The organism is Methylovorus glucosotrophus, assembly GCF_009858335.1.
GTDB classification, from domain to species: domain Bacteria; phylum Pseudomonadota; class Gammaproteobacteria; order Burkholderiales; family Methylophilaceae; genus Methylovorus; species Methylovorus glucosotrophus.
Genome location: NZ_VMSE01000001.1, coordinates 705,016 through 724,252 on the forward strand (window position 1 = coordinate 705,016; position 19,237 = coordinate 724,252).

Consider the following 19,237-nt stretch of genomic DNA (forward strand, 5'->3'; position numbering starts at 1 on the left):
AAATTCATGACCACCCGCTTACGCGAAATCCCGTATAACTACACCTCGTTTTCAGACCGCGAAATCGTTATCAGATTCCTCGGTGAAGATATCTGGAACGTTCTCAACGAATTGCGCGGCGAACGGAAAACCGGCCGCTCCGCACGCATGCTGTTTGAGGTGCTGGGCGACCTCTGGGTTGTTTCCCGCAATCCTTATCTGCAGGATGATCTGCTGGCGAACAAAAAACGTCGCCAAGCCCTGATCAGCGCGTTGCATCACCGCATCAAGGCCATTGACGAGCGTAGCCAGGGCAATCCTCTGGTCTTGCGCTTGATTGCCGCGGCGCGCAAAGCGGTGGATGTGTTTGAGCAGGATTTCAAGCAAACCGAAAGTCTGCGTAAAAAAGCTTTGTCCCGACTGGGCAAGATCACGCGCAAGGACAATATCCAGTTTGATGGGTTGGCGCGCGTTTCGCACGTGACCGATGCTACCGACTGGCGTGTTGAATACCCGTTTGTGGTGCTGACCCCTGACACCGAGCACGAAATGGCAGCGCTGGTGCGTGCCTGTATCGAACTCGGCCTGACGATCATCCCGCGCGGCGGTGGTACTGGTTATACCGGCGGCGCTGTGCCGCTGACACCATTGTCGGCTGTGATCAATACCGAAAAACTGGATACCCTGGGTGCCGTTGAAATGCGTACCCTGCCAGGCGTAGGTCGCCAGGTGCCGACCATCCATTGCGGCGCTGGCGTTGTGACGCGCCGCGTGATGGAGGCCGCTACGGCCGCCGGGCTTGAATTTGCCTGCGATCCTACCTCTGCTGATGCGTCTTGTATCGGCGGTAACGTCGCCATGAATGCCGGTGGCAAGAAAGCCGTGCTCTGGGGCACGGCACTGGATAACCTCGCCTCATGGCGCATGGTGACGCCCGATGCCAACTGGCTCGAGGTGGAGCGTCTGGACCATAACCTCGGCAAGATCCATGACATTCCGGTCGCCCGCTTCCGCATCACGCGCTTTGCCGAGGATGGCAAAACCATGCTCGCCGAACCGGAAATTCTGGAAATCCCCGGCCCCAGCTTCCGCAAGACCGGACTGGGCAAGGACGTGACGGACAAATTCCTCTCCGGCTTGCCTGGCATACAGAAAGAAGGCTGCGATGGTCTGATCACCTCGGCTACCTTCATTCTGCATCGCATGCCCAAGCATGTGCGCACCATCTGCCTGGAGTTCTTCGGCCATGTGGCGCTCGGTGTGCCTGCGATTGTCGAGATCAAGGATTATCTAGATGCGCACCCCAATACCTTGCTGGCGGGTCTGGAGCATCTGGACGAACGTTATCTCAAGGCCGTGGGCTATGCCACCAAGGCAACCCGCAACGAGCGCCCCAAGATGGTGTTGCTGGCCGATATTGCCAGTGACGATGAAAACGGCGTAGGCGAAGCCGCATCGCATATCGTGCGGCTGGCCAATGCGCGCGGCGGTGAAGGCTTTATCGCAGTCTCGGGTGAAGCGCGCAAGAAATTCTGGCTGGATCGTGGCCGTACGGCGGCGATTGCCAAACATACCAATGCCTTCAAGATCAATGAAGATGTGGTAATTCCATTGCCACGCCTGGGCGATTATTCGGACGGCATCGAGCGCATCAATATCGAGTTGTCGATCAAGAACAAGCTCAAACTGGCCGATGCACTGGAAACCTTCCTGCAAGGCGATCTGCCTTTGTATCAGGACGACGATACGCAGGCCGATCCTGAAATGCTGGTTGCCAAGCGGGCCCAGTCTCTGGCGCTGGTGGACAAGGTGCGTACCCATTGGCGCACTATCCTGGAAAACCTGGATGCGCCGGTCAGCATTCTGGGTAGCGAATACGCGGACATTGCCACTGAAAACGTCTTCCGCGCCGTGCAGGAGCATCAGGTACGCGTCTCCTGGAAGCGCGAACTGAAGAAGCCGCTGCACCAGATATTCACCGGCCGTGAATATCAGAAGATCCTGGAGCGGGCGGATGAAATCCACAAGCAGGTGCTCAAGGGCCGCGTGTTCGTGGCGCTGCACATGCATGCGGGCGACGGCAACGTCCATACCAATATTCCAGTCAATTCCGACGACTATGAAATGATGCATGCCGCGCACGAAGCCGTGGCGCGCATCATGAAGCTGGCCGAAAGCCTGGATGGCGTGATTTCCGGCGAGCACGGCATTGGCATTACCAAGATGGCGTTCCTGGACCAGAAAACCATTTCGACCTTTGCTGATTACAAGCAGAAGGTGGATCCGGAAGGGCGCTTTAACAAAGGCAAGCTGATGGCAGGCTCTGGCCTGGATGGGGCTTACACGCCATCGTTTGGGTTGCTGGAGCAGGAATCCATCATCATGGAGCAATCGGCGATCGGCGATATTGCCGACTCGATCAGCGATTGCTTGCGTTGCGGCAAGTGCAAACCGGTATGTACCACACACGTGCCCCGCGCCAATTTGCTGTATTCGCCACGCAACAAGATCCTCGGTACCTCGTTGCTGATTGAGGCGTTCCTCTATGAGGAGCAGACGCGCCGTGGTATTTCGATCAAGCACTTTGACGAGTTCAACGATGTGGCCGACCATTGCACGGTATGCCATAAATGCCTGAACCCTTGCCCGGTCGATATCGATTTTGGCGATGTGTCGATTGCAATGCGCAACTTCCTGCGCGAGCAGGGCAAGAAGCATTTCAATGCCGGCACTACCGTGTCCATGGCCTTCCTTAACGTCAAGGATCCGGCCACCATCAAGCTGATGCGCACGGCCATGATAGGCTGGGGTTACAAGCTGCAGCGGCTGGGACATCAGGTGTTCAAGAAGCTGGGGCTGATTGGCAACATCAAGAAGAAACCACCCGCTACCCTGGGTAAGCCCGAGATCAAGGCGCAGGTGATTCACTTCATCAATCGTCCCATGCCCAAGGCCATGCCGACCAAGACATCGCGTGCGCTGCTCGGTCTGGAAGATGACACGATAGTGCCGATCATCCGCAATCCGCAGAAGACGACGGAAGAATCGGATGCCGTGTTCTACTTCCCGGGGTGTGGTTCGGAGCGCTTGTTCTCGCAGGTGGGTCTTGCTACCCAGGCCATGCTGTATGAAACCGGTGCTACCACCGTGTTGCCGCCTGGCTATCTGTGTTGCGGTTACCCGCAGACATCCAGCGGCAATCACGACAAGGGGCAGCAAATCACGGCAGAAAACCGCGTGCAGTTCCATCGCATTGCCAATACGCTGAACTATCTGGATATCAAGACCGTGATCGTCTCGTGCGGCACGTGTATGGATCAGCTGCAGAAATACGAGTTCGAGAAGATATTCCCGGGCTGCCGCTTGCTGGATATTCACGAATATCTGATGGAAAAAGGCCTGAAGCTGGAAGGCGTGACGGGTACGCGCTATATGTACCATGATCCTTGCCATAGCCCGATGAAGACCTATCAGCCGCTCAAGGTGACCAATGCTCTGATGGGGCAGGATGTCGCACTGAATGATCGTTGCTGCGGCGAGTCTGGCACCTTTGCCGTGTCGCGTCCTGATATCGCGACCCAGGTCAAAATGCGCAAGCAGGAAGAACTGGAAAAAGGCATGGCCAAGCTGGGCTTGACCCCTGGTGCGCCCGAGCAGGATGTGAAGATACTGACTTCATGCCCATCCTGCTTGCAAGGTCTCGCGCGTTATGGCGAAGATACCGGGGTGCAGGCGGATTACATCGTAGTGGAAATGGCCAAGCACCTGCTGGGCGAAAACTGGATGCAGGATTTCGTGCACAAGGCCAATAATGGCGGGATTGAAAAAGTCTTGCTATAACACGGTCTGCGGTCGTTGATATGAAAAGCGCAAGGCTATGCCTTGCGCTTTTTTATTGTGAGTTATGCGGGAAAGTTTAGGGTTTACAGGGCGCTTTGCCAGCGTATAGTAGCTTGAACTGATACAGGTGAAGGAGTTGCAATGACCAGGTTTGCCCGACTCTTGCTGGCCAGCATGGTGTTCATCCCTGTTGGTCAATCGATGGCGGAAGAGAGCACGCTGGGTGCTATTCCGGCATTATCCAATAGTAATAATGCATCCTCCGGTGTGGCTGTCAGCCCGCCTGCCCAACTGAATACCCGCTCGCGCCTGTCACCGGTGATTGTGTTGCCACCCGAGAGTCTGGAGCCACGTACGCTGGTGGTGCCATTGCCAAGTGAGGGTGGTCCGCCGGTTGTGATGCGCAAGAACAGTATTGAGGTGGTGCCGAGTTTGCAGCCAGCCTTGCCAAAGTCCAAGGCCAGTCCAGATGCAGGGAATGTCACCGGCAACAGAAAACCGTTGCCGCCTGTCGTGGATTAAGCTGCGCTCGGGCGATGCCCGTTTTGCAGCGGGTCAGGCGGTGCGGGCTGCTTGATTTGATGGGGAGCTGGTTTTGTGCACCAGGCGCGCCTTGGGGAATACGGCGCTGAAGGTACTGCCTTTGCCGAATTCGCTTTCAATATCCAATCTTGCCTGGTGGCGCGTCAGGATATGCTTGACGATGGAAAGCCCCAGACCCGTGCCCCCGGTCTCGCGGGAGCGGCTACGGTCTACCCGGTAAAAGCGTTCAGTCAGCCGGTCGATGTGCTGTTGTTCAATCCCCAGCCCGGTGTCCTTGACGCTGAATACGCCATCGGTGCCACGCGTCTTCCAGCTGATATGAATGCTGCCACCCGTTGGTGTATAGCGAATGGCATTGCTCACCAGATTGCCCAGAGCGCTGTGCAGTTCCTCCAACGCACCTGTCAGGTTCAGCGTGGTGTCCGCCTCCAGGGTGATGGTATGGCGATCATTGCTGAGGCCACGCGCTTCGTTCATCACCATGCTCAGCAGGGCATTGATATCAATTTCGGTATCCTGCGGGATGGTGGGGCTATTTTCCAGTTGCGACAAGGTCAGCAGGTCTTCCACCAGCCTGCGCATGCGGCCTGTCTGCTCCTGCATCATGTCAAAGTAGCTGCGCGTGCTATCGGGTACCGCGCCATCCATGTCGCTCAGTGTTTCCAGAAAGCCGCCTACTACCGTCAAAGGTGTGCGCAACTCATGGGAGACATTGGCAATGAAATCGCGCCGCATGTGCTCGACTTTTTCCAGCTGGCTGATATCGCGACTGATCAGCAGTTTCTGGTTGATGCCGAACGGGATGATCTGCAATTCAAGGGTGGTATCGGCGAGTCGCCAGGACTTGAGTTTGATCGGGTCGGTGTAGTTGTGTGAATCGAGGTAGCTGATGAAGTCACTGCTACGCACCAGATAACTGATAGGCTGGCCGACGTCCTGCTTCATGGAAAGGCCAAGGTGCCGTTCCGCAGGCGGGTTGCACCACTCGATCAGGTCATGGCCATTCAACAGCACCACGCCATCTGGCAGGGCGCTGGCGGCATGACGAAAGCGATCGAGCGCCGAGCTCAGCTGGGTCTGGCTGCGGCTGTAACGACGCTGCTGATGGTAGATGGCGGCGAATACATCTTCCCAGATGCCAGTGCCCAGCGGCATGGTGGCGAGATCGGGTTTGTTGAACCACTGCAGGAGTTTGTGTATCCAGTAAAGGTGGGTGGCGAGGTAAAGCACGACGCCCACGCCAAATACCAGTAATGCTGCAATTTCATCGACGACAGCCCACACCACCAGGCTGACGGTCACTAACAAAAAGCCGAGCCAGAAAGCTCTCCAACGAATATCGTGCACGCGGCTACCATTCCACAAATTAATAAATCACTTGCTGGAGCATTCGGCAGCCCCGACAAGTGCGACGTTGGCAAAGCGTTATTATGAGCTAGTGCGCCGAGAAACGATAGCCAACACCGCGGACGGTCTGGATCAGGTCTTCGTGCCCAGAGTCAGCCAGCGCCAGACGCAGACGGCGAATATGCACGTCTACCGTGCGGTCTTCGACAAATACGCGATCGCCCCACACGCGGTCCAGAACCTGGCTGCGCGAGTGCACGCGCTCAGGGTTTGACATGAGGTAATGCAGCAGGCGGAATTCAGTCGGGCCAAGGTCCAGCGTGGTGCCGTTGCCGGTGACGCGGTGCGTTACCGGGTCCAGACGCAAGCCACCGACTTCGATCGGGTCATCCGTCATCTGCGGTGCACGTCGACGCAACACGGCCTTGATACGGGCATTCAGCTCACGCGGGCTGAAGGGCTTGGTGACATAGTCATCGGCCCCCACTTCCAGGCCTTTTACCTTGTCGGCTTCTTCGCCGCGTGCCGTCAGCATGATGATGGGGATAGCCTTGGTGAATTCATCCGACTTTAACTTGCGTGCAAACTCAATGCCGCTCATGCCCGGTAGCATCCAGTCCAGTATGATCAGATCAGGCAATGCTTCGCGAATCAGCATTTGTGCTTGCTCAACGCTGAGCGCGCGAATCGGGTTGTGACCGGCCTGGGTCAGATTAAGGGCAAGAAGCTCCTGAATGGCAGGTTCATCTTCAACAATCAATATGTTAGCGGGCATTTCATTTATCCTTGGCTTTTGCAGTGCTGCTTACTATATGACGTTAATATGACAGATTGATGACACTTGATAAACCCGAATTTTAATGCAGATTGCCAACCCTGTTTTTTTATATGATGATCTTGGCTGTCAGGTATTTGTTACTCATTAATCTTTGAAATAATAAAAAATCAGGGAGTCGGAGATGGCTGGATTTCTTTCTAAGGAACGTATTATTACCGGCGGTAATTTTAACCGCTGGCTTATTCCACCCGCGGCGCTGGCGGTGCATCTATGTATCGGCATGGCCTATGGCTTTTCCGTTTTCTGGAAGCCGTTGGGCAATGCGCTGGTAGGTGAAGATGGCAAACCGCTGGCTGTCTGTGCTGCGGGCGCTGTGACGGTAGCGGACAAACTGAGCGGTACATGGCGCGCCCTGTTTGCCACGGATTGTAATTGGACCCAGTTTGACCTGGGCTGGATGTACACCCTGTTCTTTGTACTGCTGGGCTGTTCCGCTGCCTTGTGGGGCGGCTGGCTGGAACGGGCCGGTCCACGCAAGGCGGGCCTGGTGGCCACTGTCTGCTGGTGTGGCGGCTTGTTAATCTCCGCTCTCGGCGTCTATACCCACCAGTTATGGATGATGTGGCTGGGCTCGGGGGTGATCGGTGGCATCGGGCTGGGGCTGGGCTATATTTCGCCAGTATCTACCCTGATCAAGTGGTTCCCTGATCGTCGTGGCATGGCAACCGGCATGGCCATCATGGGCTTTGGCGGCGGCGCCATGATCGGTTCGCCGTTGGCTACCAAGCTGATGAGCTATTTTGCCACGCCAACAGCGCCCGGCGTTTGGCAAACCTTTGTGATGCTCGCGCTGATCTATACCGTCTTCATGCTCTGCGGTTCACTGGGATATCGCGTACCCGCCTCGGACTGGAAGCCTGCCAACTGGGTGCCACCCGTCAAGAACGCAAGCTCAGGCATGATCGCCACGCGCCATGTTCATATTAACCACGCTCACAAAACGCCACAGTTCTGGTTGTTGTGGCTGATCCTGTGCATGAATGTGTCTGCCAGTATCGGCATTATCGGGGCTGCGGCGCCTATGCTGCAGGAGACTTTTGGTGGCGCCTTGATTGACCAGGGCTCCTTGAGCTTTGCCGATATCAAGAAGGACGAAGTCCTGATTGCCAGTCTGGCTGCAGTCGGTGCCGGCTTTGTCGGTCTGGTGTCCTTGTTCAATATTTTCGGGCGCTTTGCCTGGGCGACATCTTCGGACAAGCTGGGACGCAAAACCACCTATTCGATTTTCTTCATCCTCGGTGCCCTGATGTACATGGCGGCGGCATGGGCTGCAGGTGCCAAGTCCCTGGCGGTATTCGTGGGCGCGTTCTGCATTATTGCCTCCATGTACGGCGGCGGCTTTGCCACCATTCCGGCCTATCTTGCCGATATGTTTGGCACGCAATTCGTGGGCGCGATACATGGCCGTCTGCTGACCGCGTGGTCTACAGCCGGTATCGTCGGGCCAGTCATCGTCAACTACATGCACGATATGCGTCTTGAAGCGCAAGTGCCGTTTGATCAGGTGTATGGCCCTATCTTCTATGTGCTCGCCGGCATGCTGGTGATTGGCTTTGTGGCGAATTTGCTGGTGCGCCCTGTTGCCAGCAAGCACTTCATGACCGATGCCGAACTGGCAGAGGAGAAGAAGCTGGCACATGAAAAAGTGCTCCCAGGTAACGAGTCGCAAGCAAAAGCCGCCAGCGGCGGTTCACGCGTATTGGCAGTATTTGCCTGGCTCGCAGTGGGCATTCCGGTGAGTTATGGCATCTGGAGTACCTTGCAAAAAGCCTGGGCACTGTTCCACTAAGTCACGGTTTTCACCTCATGTCTCCGGCAGTCCTGGGCATATGCCCGGGCTGCCGTTTCCCAAGCGTATGCGGCTAGGCTATAATTCAGCCTTAATTTTCCCGTTTGACGCATGTGCTTGTCTTTAAAGTGCAATGGCATAGCGTCATCCAGCATTGGACATCACGTAATTCTCGGCCTTGGCCTTTCTAAATTTAAAGTATGTGGAGTAAATGTGAGAGAACTCGCGATTGATTTAAACGGTTCCGGTTTGCAAATCGGCATTGTCCTGTCTCGCTTCAACAGCGATGTGGGTCAGGGCCTGCTGGCAGCCTGCAAGGCCGAACTGCTGAAGCGTGGCGTGGCGGAAGATGCCATTACCCTGGCAACCGTGCCAGGCGCGCTGGAAACCCCATTGGTATTGCACCATATGGCAGATAGCCAGAAATACGATGCCCTTATCGCCCTGGGTGCGATTATTCGTGGCGAGACCTATCACTTTGAAGTGGTTTCAAATGAATCCGCGCGCGGTATTTCCGAGGTTCAGCTGAATACTGGCGTTCCTGTCGCCAACGCTATCCTCACCACCGAGAATGACGAGCAGGCGCTGGAGCGTGTGGCTGTCAAGGGTGCTGAAGCTGCAGCGGTTGCAATTGAGATGGTTAACCTGTTGAAGGCTTTATGAGCGATACCGATCAAAAGCCTAGCGATGCCAAGCCGGTAAAAGCCTCGAGAAATCGTCGCAAGTCGCGCGAACTGGCCCTGAAAGGCATTTATCGCAACCTGATGAATCAGGCCGATTTTCGCGCCATCCTGCGTGAGCTGGCGGACGAGCCGGAATTTGACAAGGCCGACCAGGAATACCTGCGCAAATTGCTGGACGGTGTGCTGGCGGAGCGCGAAGAGCTGGATCGCCGGATTGCCGTGTTTGTGGATAGACCCATGCAGGAACTCAGCCCGATCGAACATGGCATTCTCTGCCTGTCGGCCTATGAGCTGATTTTTGACCTGAGCATTCCCTATCGCGTCGCGATCAATGAAGGCGTCGAACTTGCCAAGATTTATGGCGGCACCGATGGCCATAAATACGTTAATGGCGTGCTCGACAAGCTGGCTGCCGAAGCCCGTCCGGGCGAAGTCAGCCGTCACACCCGCTAGTCATCATCCGCTTGGCAGGACGTGTCACATCTCGTCCTGCCAAGCTTCAATTTCCCCTGTCTCCCATGTAAGATCAAGCGCCTGGTCAGACCTCTGCTGACCAGTAAAAGGGTGCTGCTGTATTTCCCATCCTTAATTCCTGGCCCGCAGATTTGGAAAATTTCACATGGCAAAGCTGCTCTTCTCTCTGGATGGCAATCTGCTCGGCGAATATCCCCTGGACAAACCGTTGCTGCGGATTGGCCGCCGTCGGGACAACGACATTGCCATCGATAATCTCATGATCAGTGGCGAGCATGCTCAAGTCATGTCGATCGGCCGGAATGCCTTGTTGCAGGATCTGGATAGTACAAACGGTACCATGATTAATGGAGTGCGCGTGAAGCAGCATGTATTGCAGCATGGCGACATCATCATGCTGGGGCACTACCAATTGCGCTATTGGGACGAGGCAGCCGCCTCCGGCAATCCTGTTCCCGTTGATGCCTCAGCGGTTGCGCCTGAGGCAGATGAATCACATCCATTTTCTCGTGTATGGCCGTCCGGGGAGAGGGCCGCGTCGGCAGGCACCTGCGCGGGTCGGCTCTATGTCATTAGTGGCCCGGATTTCGGCAAGGATATTTTGCTGAACCAGGCTGTCACCCACCTGGGTAGCTCCGATATGCCCGTGGCGATGATCTTGCAGGATGGAGCTGATTACCGGATTCAGCCTGTGGAAGGTGGCGAGTCACTGACGGTGAATGGTCGCCCGCTAGCGGGCAATATGGCGGGCGAGCCAGGCCTGCAACTGCAGGATCATGATCTGATCGCCTACGATGGCGTAAAAATGGAGTTTTATCTGGCTGCGGATGAAACCGCGCTTTAAGCCTGCAAGCCCGGCGGTTGTTAGTTAGAGCAGGCTGCTGTTGCAGCCTGTGGCGTCCAGGCGCAGATAGCTGCCCTGTTCATACCAGTCGCCCAATACCCAGCGCTGACAACTGTGTCCATGCAGCGTGAGCTGATGGCAAGCAGGGCGATGGGTATGGCCATGAATCAGTAATTCGGGATATGCCCAATCAGAGAATAAAGCAGCAACGGCCTCATCATTGACATCCATGATGTCAGCCTGCTTGATGGATTTTTCGGATTCGCTGCGCATGCGTATGGCTTCAATCTGCATTTTGCGTGTTGCCAGGGGCTGTTGCAGAAAAACCTGCTGCCAGTCCAGTTTGCGCACCAGCTGACGAAACTCCTGATAGGCCACATCGTCGGTACACAGCAGATCACCATGGCTCAGCAAGACGCGCTTGCCATAAAGTTCATGCAACACGGGATCTGCCAACAGCGTCACGCCAGACGCTTCAACAAAGCGCTCGCCGATCAGAAAGTCACGATTGCCATGCATGAAGTAGCATGCGGTGCCGGATTGCGTGAGTGCGCGCAGTCCGTGAATGATGGTCTGGTGATGCGGATCGTTGACCTCATCATCGCCCGCCCAGTATTCGAACAGATCGCCCAGAATATAAAGCCGCTCGGCATGGCGGGCTTCGCCTTGCAGCAGATGCAAAAATGCCCGGCTGATTTCCGGCCGGGCATCGCATAGATGCAGATCGGAAATGAACAGGCTATACGGCAGGGTAGCGCTCAATGCATTTCCATCTGACATCAGGGTGGGGCGCCTGAATTAAACGACTTCGGCGCGCTCGATAATGACGCTTTCCACGGGCACATCCTGGTGACCATTGCGGCTACCGGTCTTTACCTTTTTGATCTTGTCGATCACTTCAGTACCGGCCGTTACCTTGCCAAATACACAGTAACCCCAGCCTTGGGCGGTTGGCGAGGTGAAGTTCAGGAAGTCATTGTCTGCCACGTTGATGAAGAACTGGCTGCTTGCCGAATCCGGATTCGGGGTGCGGGCCATGGCAATGGTATAGGCCTTGTTCACCAAGCCATTGTTGGCTTCGTTCTTGATCGGGGCATTGGTTGGCTTCTGGCTCATGCTGGGCTCAAAGCCGCCACCCTGAATCATGAAACCATCAATCACGCGATGGAAAATGGTGTTGTTGTAAAAGCCGCTTTCCACGTATTCCAGAAAGTTGGCAACGGTTGCCGGTGCTTTTTCCGCATCCAGTTCCAGAGTGATTTCACCAAAGTTGGTATGAAGTTTAACCACGTTTTTTTCCTTTAAGTGCAGGTTTTGAAGAGGGGGTGGTGGGCACTGCGCGCACGGGCTGTTCAGGCTCCACAGGGGTATCCAGCGTGGTGACTTTTTCAATCACCACGTTTTCAACCGGAACATTGTCAAACTTGCCTACGCTTCTGGTGGGGATTTTGGCCATCTTTTCCACGATGGACATGCCGCGAATGACTTTGCCAAACACGCAGTAACCAAAATAAGCCGGGTCAGGTTTGTAGAAGTTGAGAAATTTATTGTCCGAAAGATTGATGAAAAACTGGGAACGCGCCGAATTCGGGTCAAATGCACGGGCCATGGCCAAGGTGCCTGGCTCGTTTTTCAGACCATTGTTGGCTTCGTTCTCAATCGGGTTGTAGGTGCTTTTCTCCTGAAAGTCCACGGCGAAACCTCCGCCTTGCACCATAAAGCGGTCAATGATGCGATGGAACATGGTGCCCGTATAAAAGCCGCTCTGCACGTATTGCATGAAGTTGGCGACAGTCTTGGGCGCGCGGTCAGGATACAGCTCAACAATAAAGCTGCCCAGATTGGTTTGAAACTCCAGTTGCGGTTTTTGGCTGTGAACGCCGTCGGCCATGGCGGCAGGCGTCAACATTAATAGAAAAAGGAATAGCCACGCTTCCCATCGTGTTTGCATTGATCAGGCTCCTCTGAAAGGGTCAAGCTGCCCCTTCGTATAATATTTTCCAGCGCTGTCCTTCGTAGATCCAGTACTGGCGTTTCCGCATGCGGCTGTCCAGGAATTCACTTTTGAATTCCTGATCAAAACTGACTACTGCCATTGGAATTTGGCTATTAGGATAGCGGATCATGCTGATATTGGATAGCACGATGCTGACGGGCTTCTTGTCAGACTGGATGCGGCGCTTCTCGCGTGACCAGCCATTGATGTCGCTGGTCTGGCTGAAAAACCGATCCGAATAATGGCTGAGATAGCGGTCGGTATCTTGTGCTTGCCAGTCCTGGCGCCATTGGTCCAGCGCCTTTTGCAGCTGGGGTTGTTCAGGCGCTGCCTGGGTAACCCATTTCAGCTGGGAGACGATGATGAATGGCGTGCCCCCTTGCTGCAATATCGGCCCCAGGGTTTCCAGGTCAGGATTGGAAATCACGACGCAGCCATCGCTGGCGCGTGGCGGACGGCTGTAGGTGTTGCTGGGCGTGCCATGCAGCCAGATGCCGTGACCCTTTTTGCCTTGCTGCCTGTCCCACTCATTTGGATAGCTGAGGGGATAAGCGGCTCTGCCGTAAAAATCAGGCAGTTTGCTGGTCAATTTGCTGCTGGCGGTATAAACGCCCAGGGGGGTGCGCTTGTCGCCCTCGCTGGATTTCTCGCTGCCATTACGGCCGATGGTCACGTAATAGTCCGCGACGTATGTCGGTTTGCCGCCAATATTCTGATAGAGATAAAGTCGTGATTTATCGGCATCCACCACGATGACGTATTTTTGCGTGGGGTCGATTTGCCACAACGGTTCGGGAATGCCCTGGGGGGCGTGGCTTTCCAGATAGCGCTCAATACGCATGCGTGCTTCGGCCTTGAAATCCTCCACCGAGCTTGGATTGTTTTGTGGCGTGTTGCCAAAGCCTTCCAGTTGCTGGGACTTGGCCATCAACAGGTCGCCGCGTATCAGATAGGCCAGTTTGAAGTTAGGCGCAATCGAGATGAGCTCATCCACCGTGTTCAAGGCCTGCTGCAACTGACCACGCGTGATCTGCAACAAGCCCTTCACAACCAGGCTTTCCGGGTAATTCGGGCCGAAACTGCTATTGCTGAGTGTGCCTGTGTAGTCCAGTCTATCCAGCGCAGGCACATTCCAGGGCACCATGATGGAGGCCATGAGCAGTATCTGTAAGAAGGTTTTGATCGTATTCATGCAGTATCAGTCACCGGCGGCTAGCGGTCGGTCAGCTCCTGTTCGATCAGCCAGCGATTGCCGCCTTTTTTCAGTACCAGTGTTTTGCTGGTGCGCATGGCAGTGCCACCTGCGCGGTAGCTTTGCTTGAAGCTGGCGCGTACCAGGTCACCATCCTGCTTGAAGCGCAGGTTGCTGACTTCCACTGAAATACTGGCGGGTGCGCTGATGCGTTGCTTGCGGGTTTTTTCCCACTCCTGGCGCGATTGTCCATCCGGAGTCTTGAAGCTCGCGCCATAACTCGCCAGATAAGCCGGCACATTTTTATCGGACCAGGCTTTTGCCCACTGACGCACGGCTTGCTCTATGGCTTGCTCATCCAGATTGCCAGCTGATTTATTGCTACCGGATTTAGCCTGATCCTGAGGTTTGGCTGGCTCGGCGGCTGGCTTGCTGGTTTCCGCAGTCTTGGGCGGCACGGGCGTTGGTTTGGGCGGAGTCTCGACTGGCATCTCAGGCTTGGGAGCCGCTGGTTTGGCATCGGGTGTCTTGATCTCCGTCACCACGGAGGCAGGTCTGGAGGTGGTGTCCGGTTTTGCCGGTATTTCGTATTTCACCACTGGCTTGGTCTGTTCCAGCGCCCGTACTTGGCCGTTGCCCAGATTGACCAACGGAGCCGGCGCTAATACAAAGCTGGTTGCCGAATTGGACTGACTTGCCAACTGGGTGGGAGGCGCAGATGTGGACAGTGACTTGATCAAGGCCAGTTTGCTCTGTGGGCGGGCATTGCCATTATCCAGTTGCAGAGCCTTGTCATATGCCTGTGAGGCCATGCGGGCGTAGATGTCACCCAGATTTTCATGGGCGGTGGCATAGCTGGGATGCGTTTTGATCGCGCTTTCAAGGGCCTGGCGCGCCTTGTCATATTCTCCGCGCTCGGCGTACAGCACTGCCAGGTTGTTATAAGGCTCTGGCAATGCAGGATATTTTTCCGTCATCTCGGTAAAAGCCTTCATGGCCTCGTCGCGTTTTCCGCTATCGGTGAGAATGACACCCCGCAAAAAGAGCGCGTCCACACTCTTGGGATTCTTGGCGATGTAGGCATTGAGCTTGGTCAGGGCCTGAGGGGCCTGGCCAAGTTGCGCCAGCTGGCTAATGTCTTTGAGTTCGTCAGCCTGAGCGGCGACAGGAAGGATCAATGCCAGTACAACAAACAGGGGGGGTAAAGTGCGCAGGGCAGGCATTGTGTTATACTTTTCGCGATTTCTTTTCAGTGCAACAATTCTATCAATAGCAGGTTCAACCTCCAATAGCTCGCCATGCAGACCGTTGATTTACCTCAGTATGCTGCCTGATGATGACCTTGGATTCGAGCGCCATCATACCATGTTAAAAATCTACAATTCCCTGGCTCGTGAAAAACAGACATTTGTGCCTATTGTCGCTGGCAAAGTGAGCATGTATGTGTGTGGCATGACGGTCTACGATTATTGCCACCTGGGGCATGCCCGTGTGATGGTGGTGTTTGATATGGTGAACCGCTGGCTGCGCACATCGGGGTATGACGTTACCTATGTGCGCAATATTACGGATATCGATGACAAGATCATCAAGCGTGCCCAGGAGAATGGCGAATCCATCCAGGCCCTCACCAGCCGTTTTATTACCGCCATGGATGAGGATGCCGCGCGCCTGGGCGTGATGCGCCCGGATCTGGAGCCCAAGGCCACAGAGCATATTACCGGCATGCTGGATATGATTGCCGCCCTGATTGAAAAAGGCTTTGCCTATCCTGCGGACAATGGCGATGTGTTTTATTCCGTCTCCAGCTTTGCGGGCTATGGCAAGCTCTCGGGGAAGTCACTCGAAGACCTGCGTGCGGGCGAGCGCGTCGAAATTGACCAATACAAACGTGACCCCATGGACTTTGTGCTGTGGAAAGCAGCCAAACCCGGCGAGCCGAGCTGGGATTCGCCCTGGGGCAAGGGTAGGCCAGGCTGGCATATCGAGTGCTCCGCCATGGGCGCCTGCCATCTGGGCCCGCATTTTGACATCCACGGCGGCGGACAGGATCTGCAGTTCCCGCACCATGAAAATGAAATTGCCCAGTCAGAGGCGGCCAATGGCTGCACCTTTGTCAATTACTGGATGCATAACGGCTTCATCCGCGTGGACGATGAAAAAATGTCCAAATCACTGGGCAATTTCTTCACGATACGCCAGGTCCTGGAAAAATATGATGCCGAGGTCGTGCGCTTTTTCATTCTGCGCGCGCAATACCGTAGCCCGTTGAATTATTCCGATCATCATCTGGATGATGCGCGCCAGGCCCTGACCCGCCTTTATACCGCCCTGCGCGGGCTGGCATTGCCGACATTCACCATCGATTGGCAGCAGCCACAGGCGGCTCGTTTCAAGGCAGCCATGGACGATGACTTCAACACTTCAGAAGCTTTTGCCGTCCTGTTTGAGCTGGCGAGCGAGGTTAACCGGACTGCGTCACTGGCTGACGCTGCACTGCTCAAGGCGCTTGCCGGTTTATTGGGGTTATTGGAACGCGATCCTGAAACTTTTCTGCAGGGAGGCGAGTCTGCACAAGGACGCTCTGCGGATGAGATTGAGCAATTCATACAATTGCGCCTGCAAGCCCGGCAATCGAAAAACTTTGCCGAGGCGGATCGCATACGCAAGCAACTGGCCGATGAGGGCATCCTGCTGGAAGATAGTCCACAGGGCACCACTTGGCGTCGTGCCTGATCCATTGGCAAGTTTACGGAAAAATAGAGATATAATCGCAGCATGACCTTACGCAAGTCCATTCTGGTAATCCTGAGCCTCGTGCTCTGCTTCAGCCTGTTTTCACAACAGGCTGATTACGCCTATGAAATGGACTATGACGATGTGGCGGTGGTGTTCAACGATGCTCCTCAAGTCGGCAGTGACGACAAGCTGGATTTCAATGATCCTGTCGTGATTCCCTTGCAGCCCACCGCTCTTTATGTGGCAGTGACGGCAACCAGCGCTGCCCTGAGCAACCTTTACATTTCTCCCCCTATCACCCGGTTCCTCCGACCCCCTCTGCTTTAAATCCCCAACCTGTACAAGGTTGGCGTAACCTTTGCTAACCAATTAACGGTTTGCAAACGGTTGCGCCTGTCTCGAGCGTGTTGATATCAACACCAAGGCTTATTGTGGCCGCATTTTTGTATTACTGTTGCAGTTGTCATTAGCCTCAGTAATGAAGACACGGAAGCTATGAATACACAAAACATGAGTATCAAGCACCATCATGGTGCAGGGGGTTCGTCGATGGCGAATATAAAAAACAAGAGTCTGATCATTAGCCTGACGTTGGCGATGGCCTTATATGGCAGCATTGCCCAAGCACAAACCGAACTGGGATTACGTGATGTTCTGGACAATGCCATGGCGCAAAATCCGGTCATGGCCATGTCTCAGGCACAGCAAGATGCTGCTAACGCCGCAGTGACCACCGCCACGGCTTACATCAACCCTGAGTTTGAAGTCGCTGGTGGGCCAAGCCGAAGCCGCACTGGCTCAAATGAGGTGGGCACCAAGTGGGATGTCGGCATTTCGCAGCCGCTGGAGTTTCCTGGTGTGAGAGGTGCCCGTCGTGAAATGGCCGAGTCCAATGTCCGGGCCGCTGGCGTTAGCCGCACCTTGACAGGCATTGAGCTGCGGACGCGTGTGAAATCTGCCTTTTACGACGTGCTGCAGCGACAAGCTGTGCTGCGACTGGTAGAAGGTGATCGCAATCTGCTGCAACAAATCCGCGAGCGGGTGAAGTTGCGTGTCGATACTGGCGAAGCGGCCAAGTATGAGCTGATCAAGGCCGATACTGAAGCACTCGCCGCAGAGCGCGATTATCAGGCTGCCCTGGTGCGTATCTCCGAAGCCAAAGCCTATTTGCGAGGTCTGGTGGGCCCCGGCATGCCCATGGAGTTTGATGTGAAGGGCGAGCTGCCGCTGGCCGATACCCTGCCTACGCTCCAGCAACTCCGCCAGAAAATCGATGAAAGCCCGCAACTGGCGCAGATTCGTGCCATACGTGAAGCTGCCGAGGCACGCCTTCGTCTGGAAGAAAAGCTGCGTAACCCTGGCCTGACCCTTAAAGGTGGCTTTGAGCAGGATCCCGATTACTCCACCGTCCGTCTTGGTGTGGCGATTCCCTTGCCTGTGTGGAATCAGCGGCAAGGCCCGATCGCTGAAGCTGCTGCAGGTGTGCGTCAGGTAACGGCAGCACTGAGTGAGCGCGAGCTTTCTTTGCAGCGCGATGTGGATTCCGCTTACCAGCGCTACCTGATTGCACAAGGGCAGGTGAATTCCTTTGAGAGCGGCCTCTTGAACCAGGCTGAATCAGCACTCAAGGTGGCCGAATCCGCCTACCGCTTTGGCGAGCGCGGCATTCTGGATTACCTGGATGCACAGCGCACCTACCGCGCCGTGCGCAAGGATTATCTAGCCGCTCGCTACGATTACGTTAACTCGATGCTTGAGATTGAGCGTCTGCTTGGCACTGAACTTCTGGAGGTTAAGTCTTAATGGTTTCTTATTCCGCAGTACAAAAAACAACCCGTGCCAGCATTCTGGTATTAAGCCTTTTAATGGGCATGAGCCTCGTCGGCTGTAAACCTGCTGAAGAGGAAAAACCGGCCGCCGAAGCGGTCGACCCCAATATTGTCGAGCTCACGCCATCGCTGCAACAACAGGTCAAGCTGCAAACGGTGGGCATGTCCGATATCCGCGAAACATTGCGCATACCGGGCAGTGTGCAGGTGGACGAGCAGCGCATGGCGCGTATCGGCGCCTCGGTGACTGGTCGTATCACGGATATTGACGTTGTGCTGGGCCAGGATGTGAAACAGGGGCAGGTGCTGGCCACGGTGAACAGTACCGAGCTCGCGCAGAATCAACTGCTTTATATCAAGGCCATGCAGCAGATTTCCCTGCAAACCAAGGCCGTGGAGCGCGCCCGCCTGTTGCTGAATGCCGATGTGATCAGCGCAGCTGAAGTACAGCGCCGCGAAGCCGAATTGAGCGCTGCGCAGGCAGAGCTCAATGCTGCGCGCGATCAGCTGATGATTCTGGGCATGAGCTCTTCCGCCATTGCCCAGTTGTCGAAGTCGGGTCAGATTCACTCGTTCAGCAGTGTATCGGCACGTCTTGCCGGCACCATCATCAGCCGCAAGGTCAATCTTGGTCAGGTGGTACAGCCAGCCGAAGAGCTGTTTATCGTGGCCGATTTGTCGCATGTCTGGGCGGTAGCGGAAGTGCCTGAACAGCAAGTGGGCCTGATTCAGGAAGGGGAGGAAGTCATGATTGAAATCCCCGCGCTGAACAACCGCCAGTTCAAGGGCAAGCTTATTTATGTCGGCGACATCGTCAATCCGCAAACCCGGACCGTGACCGTGCGTACCGACCTGGAAAACGCGGACGATACCATCAAGCCCGATATGCTGGTTTCCATGGTGGTGCAGTCGTTGCCTACGCCCAAGCTCGCTGTGCCCATGCAAGGCATCGTGCGTGAAAATGATCGTGACCATGTATTCGTGCAGATCGCGCCTAACAAATTCCGCTTGCGTGAAGTCGTGCTGGGCCCAGAGTTTCAGGGCATGGCCACCGTCGAAAGTGGCGTTGTTGCCGGTGATGTCGTGGTGGCAGACGGTGCTTTCCACGTGAACAACGAGCGTAAGCGCAAAGAATTGGAGTAAA

The 19,237-nt window shown here is 55.3% G+C and carries 17 protein-coding genes; 10 read left to right on the plus strand and 7 right to left on the minus strand.

The features are described 5' to 3' along the window. The first annotated feature begins 6 nt into the window (after positions 1-6). Both FNL37_RS03335 and FNL37_RS03340 read left to right on the plus strand, forming a co-directional pair. Positions 7-3,819 carry a DUF3683 domain-containing protein gene (locus tag FNL37_RS03335; protein ID WP_159355134.1) on the plus strand — a complete coding sequence of 1,271 codons (3,813 nt, stop codon included), beginning with the start codon at positions 7-9 and terminating at the stop codon, positions 3,817-3,819. Between the two features lie 141 nt (positions 3,820-3,960). After that, positions 3,961-4,341: a hypothetical protein gene (locus FNL37_RS03340; RefSeq protein ID WP_159355135.1), complete on the plus strand. Its 381-nt coding sequence runs from the start codon at positions 3,961-3,963 to the stop codon at positions 4,339-4,341. A 33-nt stretch (positions 4,342-4,374) separates the two neighbouring features. Here FNL37_RS03340 and phoR read toward each other — a convergent pair whose 3' ends face one another. Then, positions 4,375-5,709 (minus strand): phosphate regulon sensor histidine kinase PhoR, encoded by a 1,335-nt coding sequence (phoR, locus tag FNL37_RS03345; RefSeq protein WP_013442983.1) that lies wholly within the window; start codon positions 5,707-5,709, stop codon positions 4,375-4,377. A gap of 88 nt (positions 5,710-5,797) precedes the next feature. Continuing rightward, the gene (gene phoB / locus FNL37_RS03350; protein WP_013442982.1) at positions 5,798-6,484 is read right to left on the minus strand and encodes a phosphate regulon transcriptional regulator PhoB; all 687 of its coding nucleotides are present in this window, start codon (positions 6,482-6,484) and stop codon (positions 5,798-5,800) included. Positions 6,485-6,668: 184 nt separating this feature from the next. Between phoB and FNL37_RS03355 the strand changes: the two genes are divergently transcribed. The 4 genes from FNL37_RS03355 (at position 6,669) to FNL37_RS03370 (ending at position 10,337) form a co-directional block, all read left to right on the plus strand. Next, complete coding sequence (locus FNL37_RS03355) at positions 6,669-8,336, plus strand: OFA family MFS transporter (protein WP_159355136.1); 1,668 nt, start codon at positions 6,669-6,671, stop codon at positions 8,334-8,336. 213 nt (positions 8,337-8,549) lie between these two features. Then, positions 8,550-8,999, plus strand: coding sequence for a 6,7-dimethyl-8-ribityllumazine synthase (ribH, locus tag FNL37_RS03360; protein WP_013442980.1), 450 nt, complete (start codon positions 8,550-8,552; stop codon positions 8,997-8,999). Then, positions 8,996-9,472, plus strand: coding sequence for a transcription antitermination factor NusB (gene nusB, locus FNL37_RS03365; RefSeq protein ID WP_159355137.1), 477 nt, complete (start codon positions 8,996-8,998; stop codon positions 9,470-9,472). Before ribH ends, nusB begins: the two co-directional genes overlap by 4 nt. Positions 9,473-9,638: 166 nt before the next feature. Then, positions 9,639-10,337 carry an FHA domain-containing protein gene (locus FNL37_RS03370; protein ID WP_159355138.1) on the plus strand — a complete coding sequence of 233 codons (699 nt, stop codon included), beginning with the start codon at positions 9,639-9,641 and terminating at the stop codon, positions 10,335-10,337. Between the two features lie 24 nt (positions 10,338-10,361). Here FNL37_RS03370 and FNL37_RS03375 read toward each other — a convergent pair whose 3' ends face one another. The 5 genes from FNL37_RS03375 to FNL37_RS03395 are packed head-to-tail and all read right to left on the minus strand — an operon-like array spanning position 10,362 to position 14,748. After that, positions 10,362-11,117 carry a UDP-2,3-diacylglucosamine diphosphatase gene (locus tag FNL37_RS03375; RefSeq protein WP_159355139.1) on the minus strand — a complete coding sequence of 252 codons (756 nt, stop codon included), beginning with the start codon at positions 11,115-11,117 and terminating at the stop codon, positions 10,362-10,364. Positions 11,118-11,135: 18 nt separating this feature from the next. Further along, positions 11,136-11,627: a peptidylprolyl isomerase gene (locus FNL37_RS03380; protein ID WP_013442976.1), complete on the minus strand. Its 492-nt coding sequence runs from the start codon at positions 11,625-11,627 to the stop codon at positions 11,136-11,138. Beyond that, positions 11,620-12,288, minus strand: coding sequence for a peptidylprolyl isomerase (locus FNL37_RS03385; RefSeq protein ID WP_015830806.1), 669 nt, complete (start codon positions 12,286-12,288; stop codon positions 11,620-11,622). Before FNL37_RS03385 ends, FNL37_RS03380 begins: the two co-directional genes overlap by 8 nt. Before the next feature lie 22 nt (positions 12,289-12,310). Then, positions 12,311-13,525 (minus strand): L,D-transpeptidase Cds6 family protein, encoded by a 1,215-nt coding sequence (locus tag FNL37_RS03390; RefSeq protein WP_159355140.1) that lies wholly within the window; start codon positions 13,523-13,525, stop codon positions 12,311-12,313. Between the two features lie 20 nt (positions 13,526-13,545). Next, on the minus strand, positions 13,546-14,748 hold the full coding sequence (locus tag FNL37_RS03395) for a nuclear transport factor 2 family protein (RefSeq protein ID WP_159355141.1): 1,203 nt from the start codon (positions 14,746-14,748) through the stop codon (positions 13,546-13,548). A gap of 142 nt (positions 14,749-14,890) precedes the next feature. On the opposite strand from FNL37_RS03395, the gene cysS reads away from it, so the two are divergent. From cysS to FNL37_RS03415, 4 genes are all read left to right on the plus strand, one after another. Next, entirely contained in the window at positions 14,891-16,261 is a 1,371-nt protein-coding gene (gene cysS, locus FNL37_RS03400; protein ID WP_159355142.1) for a cysteine--tRNA ligase, read from the plus strand. A gap of 42 nt (positions 16,262-16,303) precedes the next feature. Then, complete coding sequence (locus FNL37_RS03405) at positions 16,304-16,591, plus strand: hypothetical protein (RefSeq protein WP_013442971.1); 288 nt, start codon at positions 16,304-16,306, stop codon at positions 16,589-16,591. 222 nt (positions 16,592-16,813) lie between these two features. Beyond that, positions 16,814-18,067, plus strand: a complete 1,254-nt coding sequence (locus FNL37_RS03410) for a TolC family protein (RefSeq protein WP_244948189.1) — start codon at positions 16,814-16,816, stop codon at positions 18,065-18,067. Further along, the gene (locus tag FNL37_RS03415) at positions 18,067-19,236 is read left to right on the plus strand and encodes an efflux RND transporter periplasmic adaptor subunit (protein ID WP_159355144.1); all 1,170 of its coding nucleotides are present in this window, start codon (positions 18,067-18,069) and stop codon (positions 19,234-19,236) included. Before FNL37_RS03410 ends, FNL37_RS03415 begins: the two co-directional genes overlap by 1 nt. The last annotated feature ends 1 nt before the right edge of the window (position 19,237 follow it).

Excerpts from the sequence above, each read along its gene's own strand:
- FNL37_RS03335 (WP_159355134.1), top strand. The coding sequence starts at position 7 with ATGACCACCCGCTTACGCGAAATCCCGTATAACTACACCTCGTTTTCA.
- FNL37_RS03340 (WP_159355135.1), top strand. The coding sequence starts at position 3,961 with ATGACCAGGTTTGCCCGACTCTTGCTGGCCAGCATGGTGTTCATCCCT.
- phoB (WP_013442982.1), bottom strand. The coding sequence starts at position 6,484 with ATGCCCGCTAACATATTGATTGTTGAAGATGAACCTGCCATTCAGGAG.
- FNL37_RS03355 (WP_159355136.1), top strand. The coding sequence starts at position 6,669 with ATGGCTGGATTTCTTTCTAAGGAACGTATTATTACCGGCGGTAATTTT.
- nusB (WP_159355137.1), top strand. The coding sequence starts at position 8,996 with ATGAGCGATACCGATCAAAAGCCTAGCGATGCCAAGCCGGTAAAAGCC.
- FNL37_RS03370 (WP_159355138.1), top strand. The coding sequence starts at position 9,639 with ATGGCAAAGCTGCTCTTCTCTCTGGATGGCAATCTGCTCGGCGAATAT.
- FNL37_RS03375 (WP_159355139.1), bottom strand. The coding sequence starts at position 11,117 with ATGTCAGATGGAAATGCATTGAGCGCTACCCTGCCGTATAGCCTGTTC.
- FNL37_RS03385 (WP_015830806.1), bottom strand. The coding sequence starts at position 12,288 with ATGCAAACACGATGGGAAGCGTGGCTATTCCTTTTTCTATTAATGTTG.
- FNL37_RS03390 (WP_159355140.1), bottom strand. The coding sequence starts at position 13,525 with ATGAATACGATCAAAACCTTCTTACAGATACTGCTCATGGCCTCCATC.
- FNL37_RS03395 (WP_159355141.1), bottom strand. The coding sequence starts at position 14,748 with ATGCCTGCCCTGCGCACTTTACCCCCCCTGTTTGTTGTACTGGCATTG.
- cysS (WP_159355142.1), top strand. The coding sequence starts at position 14,891 with ATGTTAAAAATCTACAATTCCCTGGCTCGTGAAAAACAGACATTTGTG.
- FNL37_RS03405 (WP_013442971.1), top strand. The coding sequence starts at position 16,304 with ATGACCTTACGCAAGTCCATTCTGGTAATCCTGAGCCTCGTGCTCTGC.
- FNL37_RS03410 (WP_244948189.1), top strand. The coding sequence starts at position 16,814 with ATGGCGAATATAAAAAACAAGAGTCTGATCATTAGCCTGACGTTGGCG.
- FNL37_RS03415 (WP_159355144.1), top strand. The coding sequence starts at position 18,067 with ATGGTTTCTTATTCCGCAGTACAAAAAACAACCCGTGCCAGCATTCTG.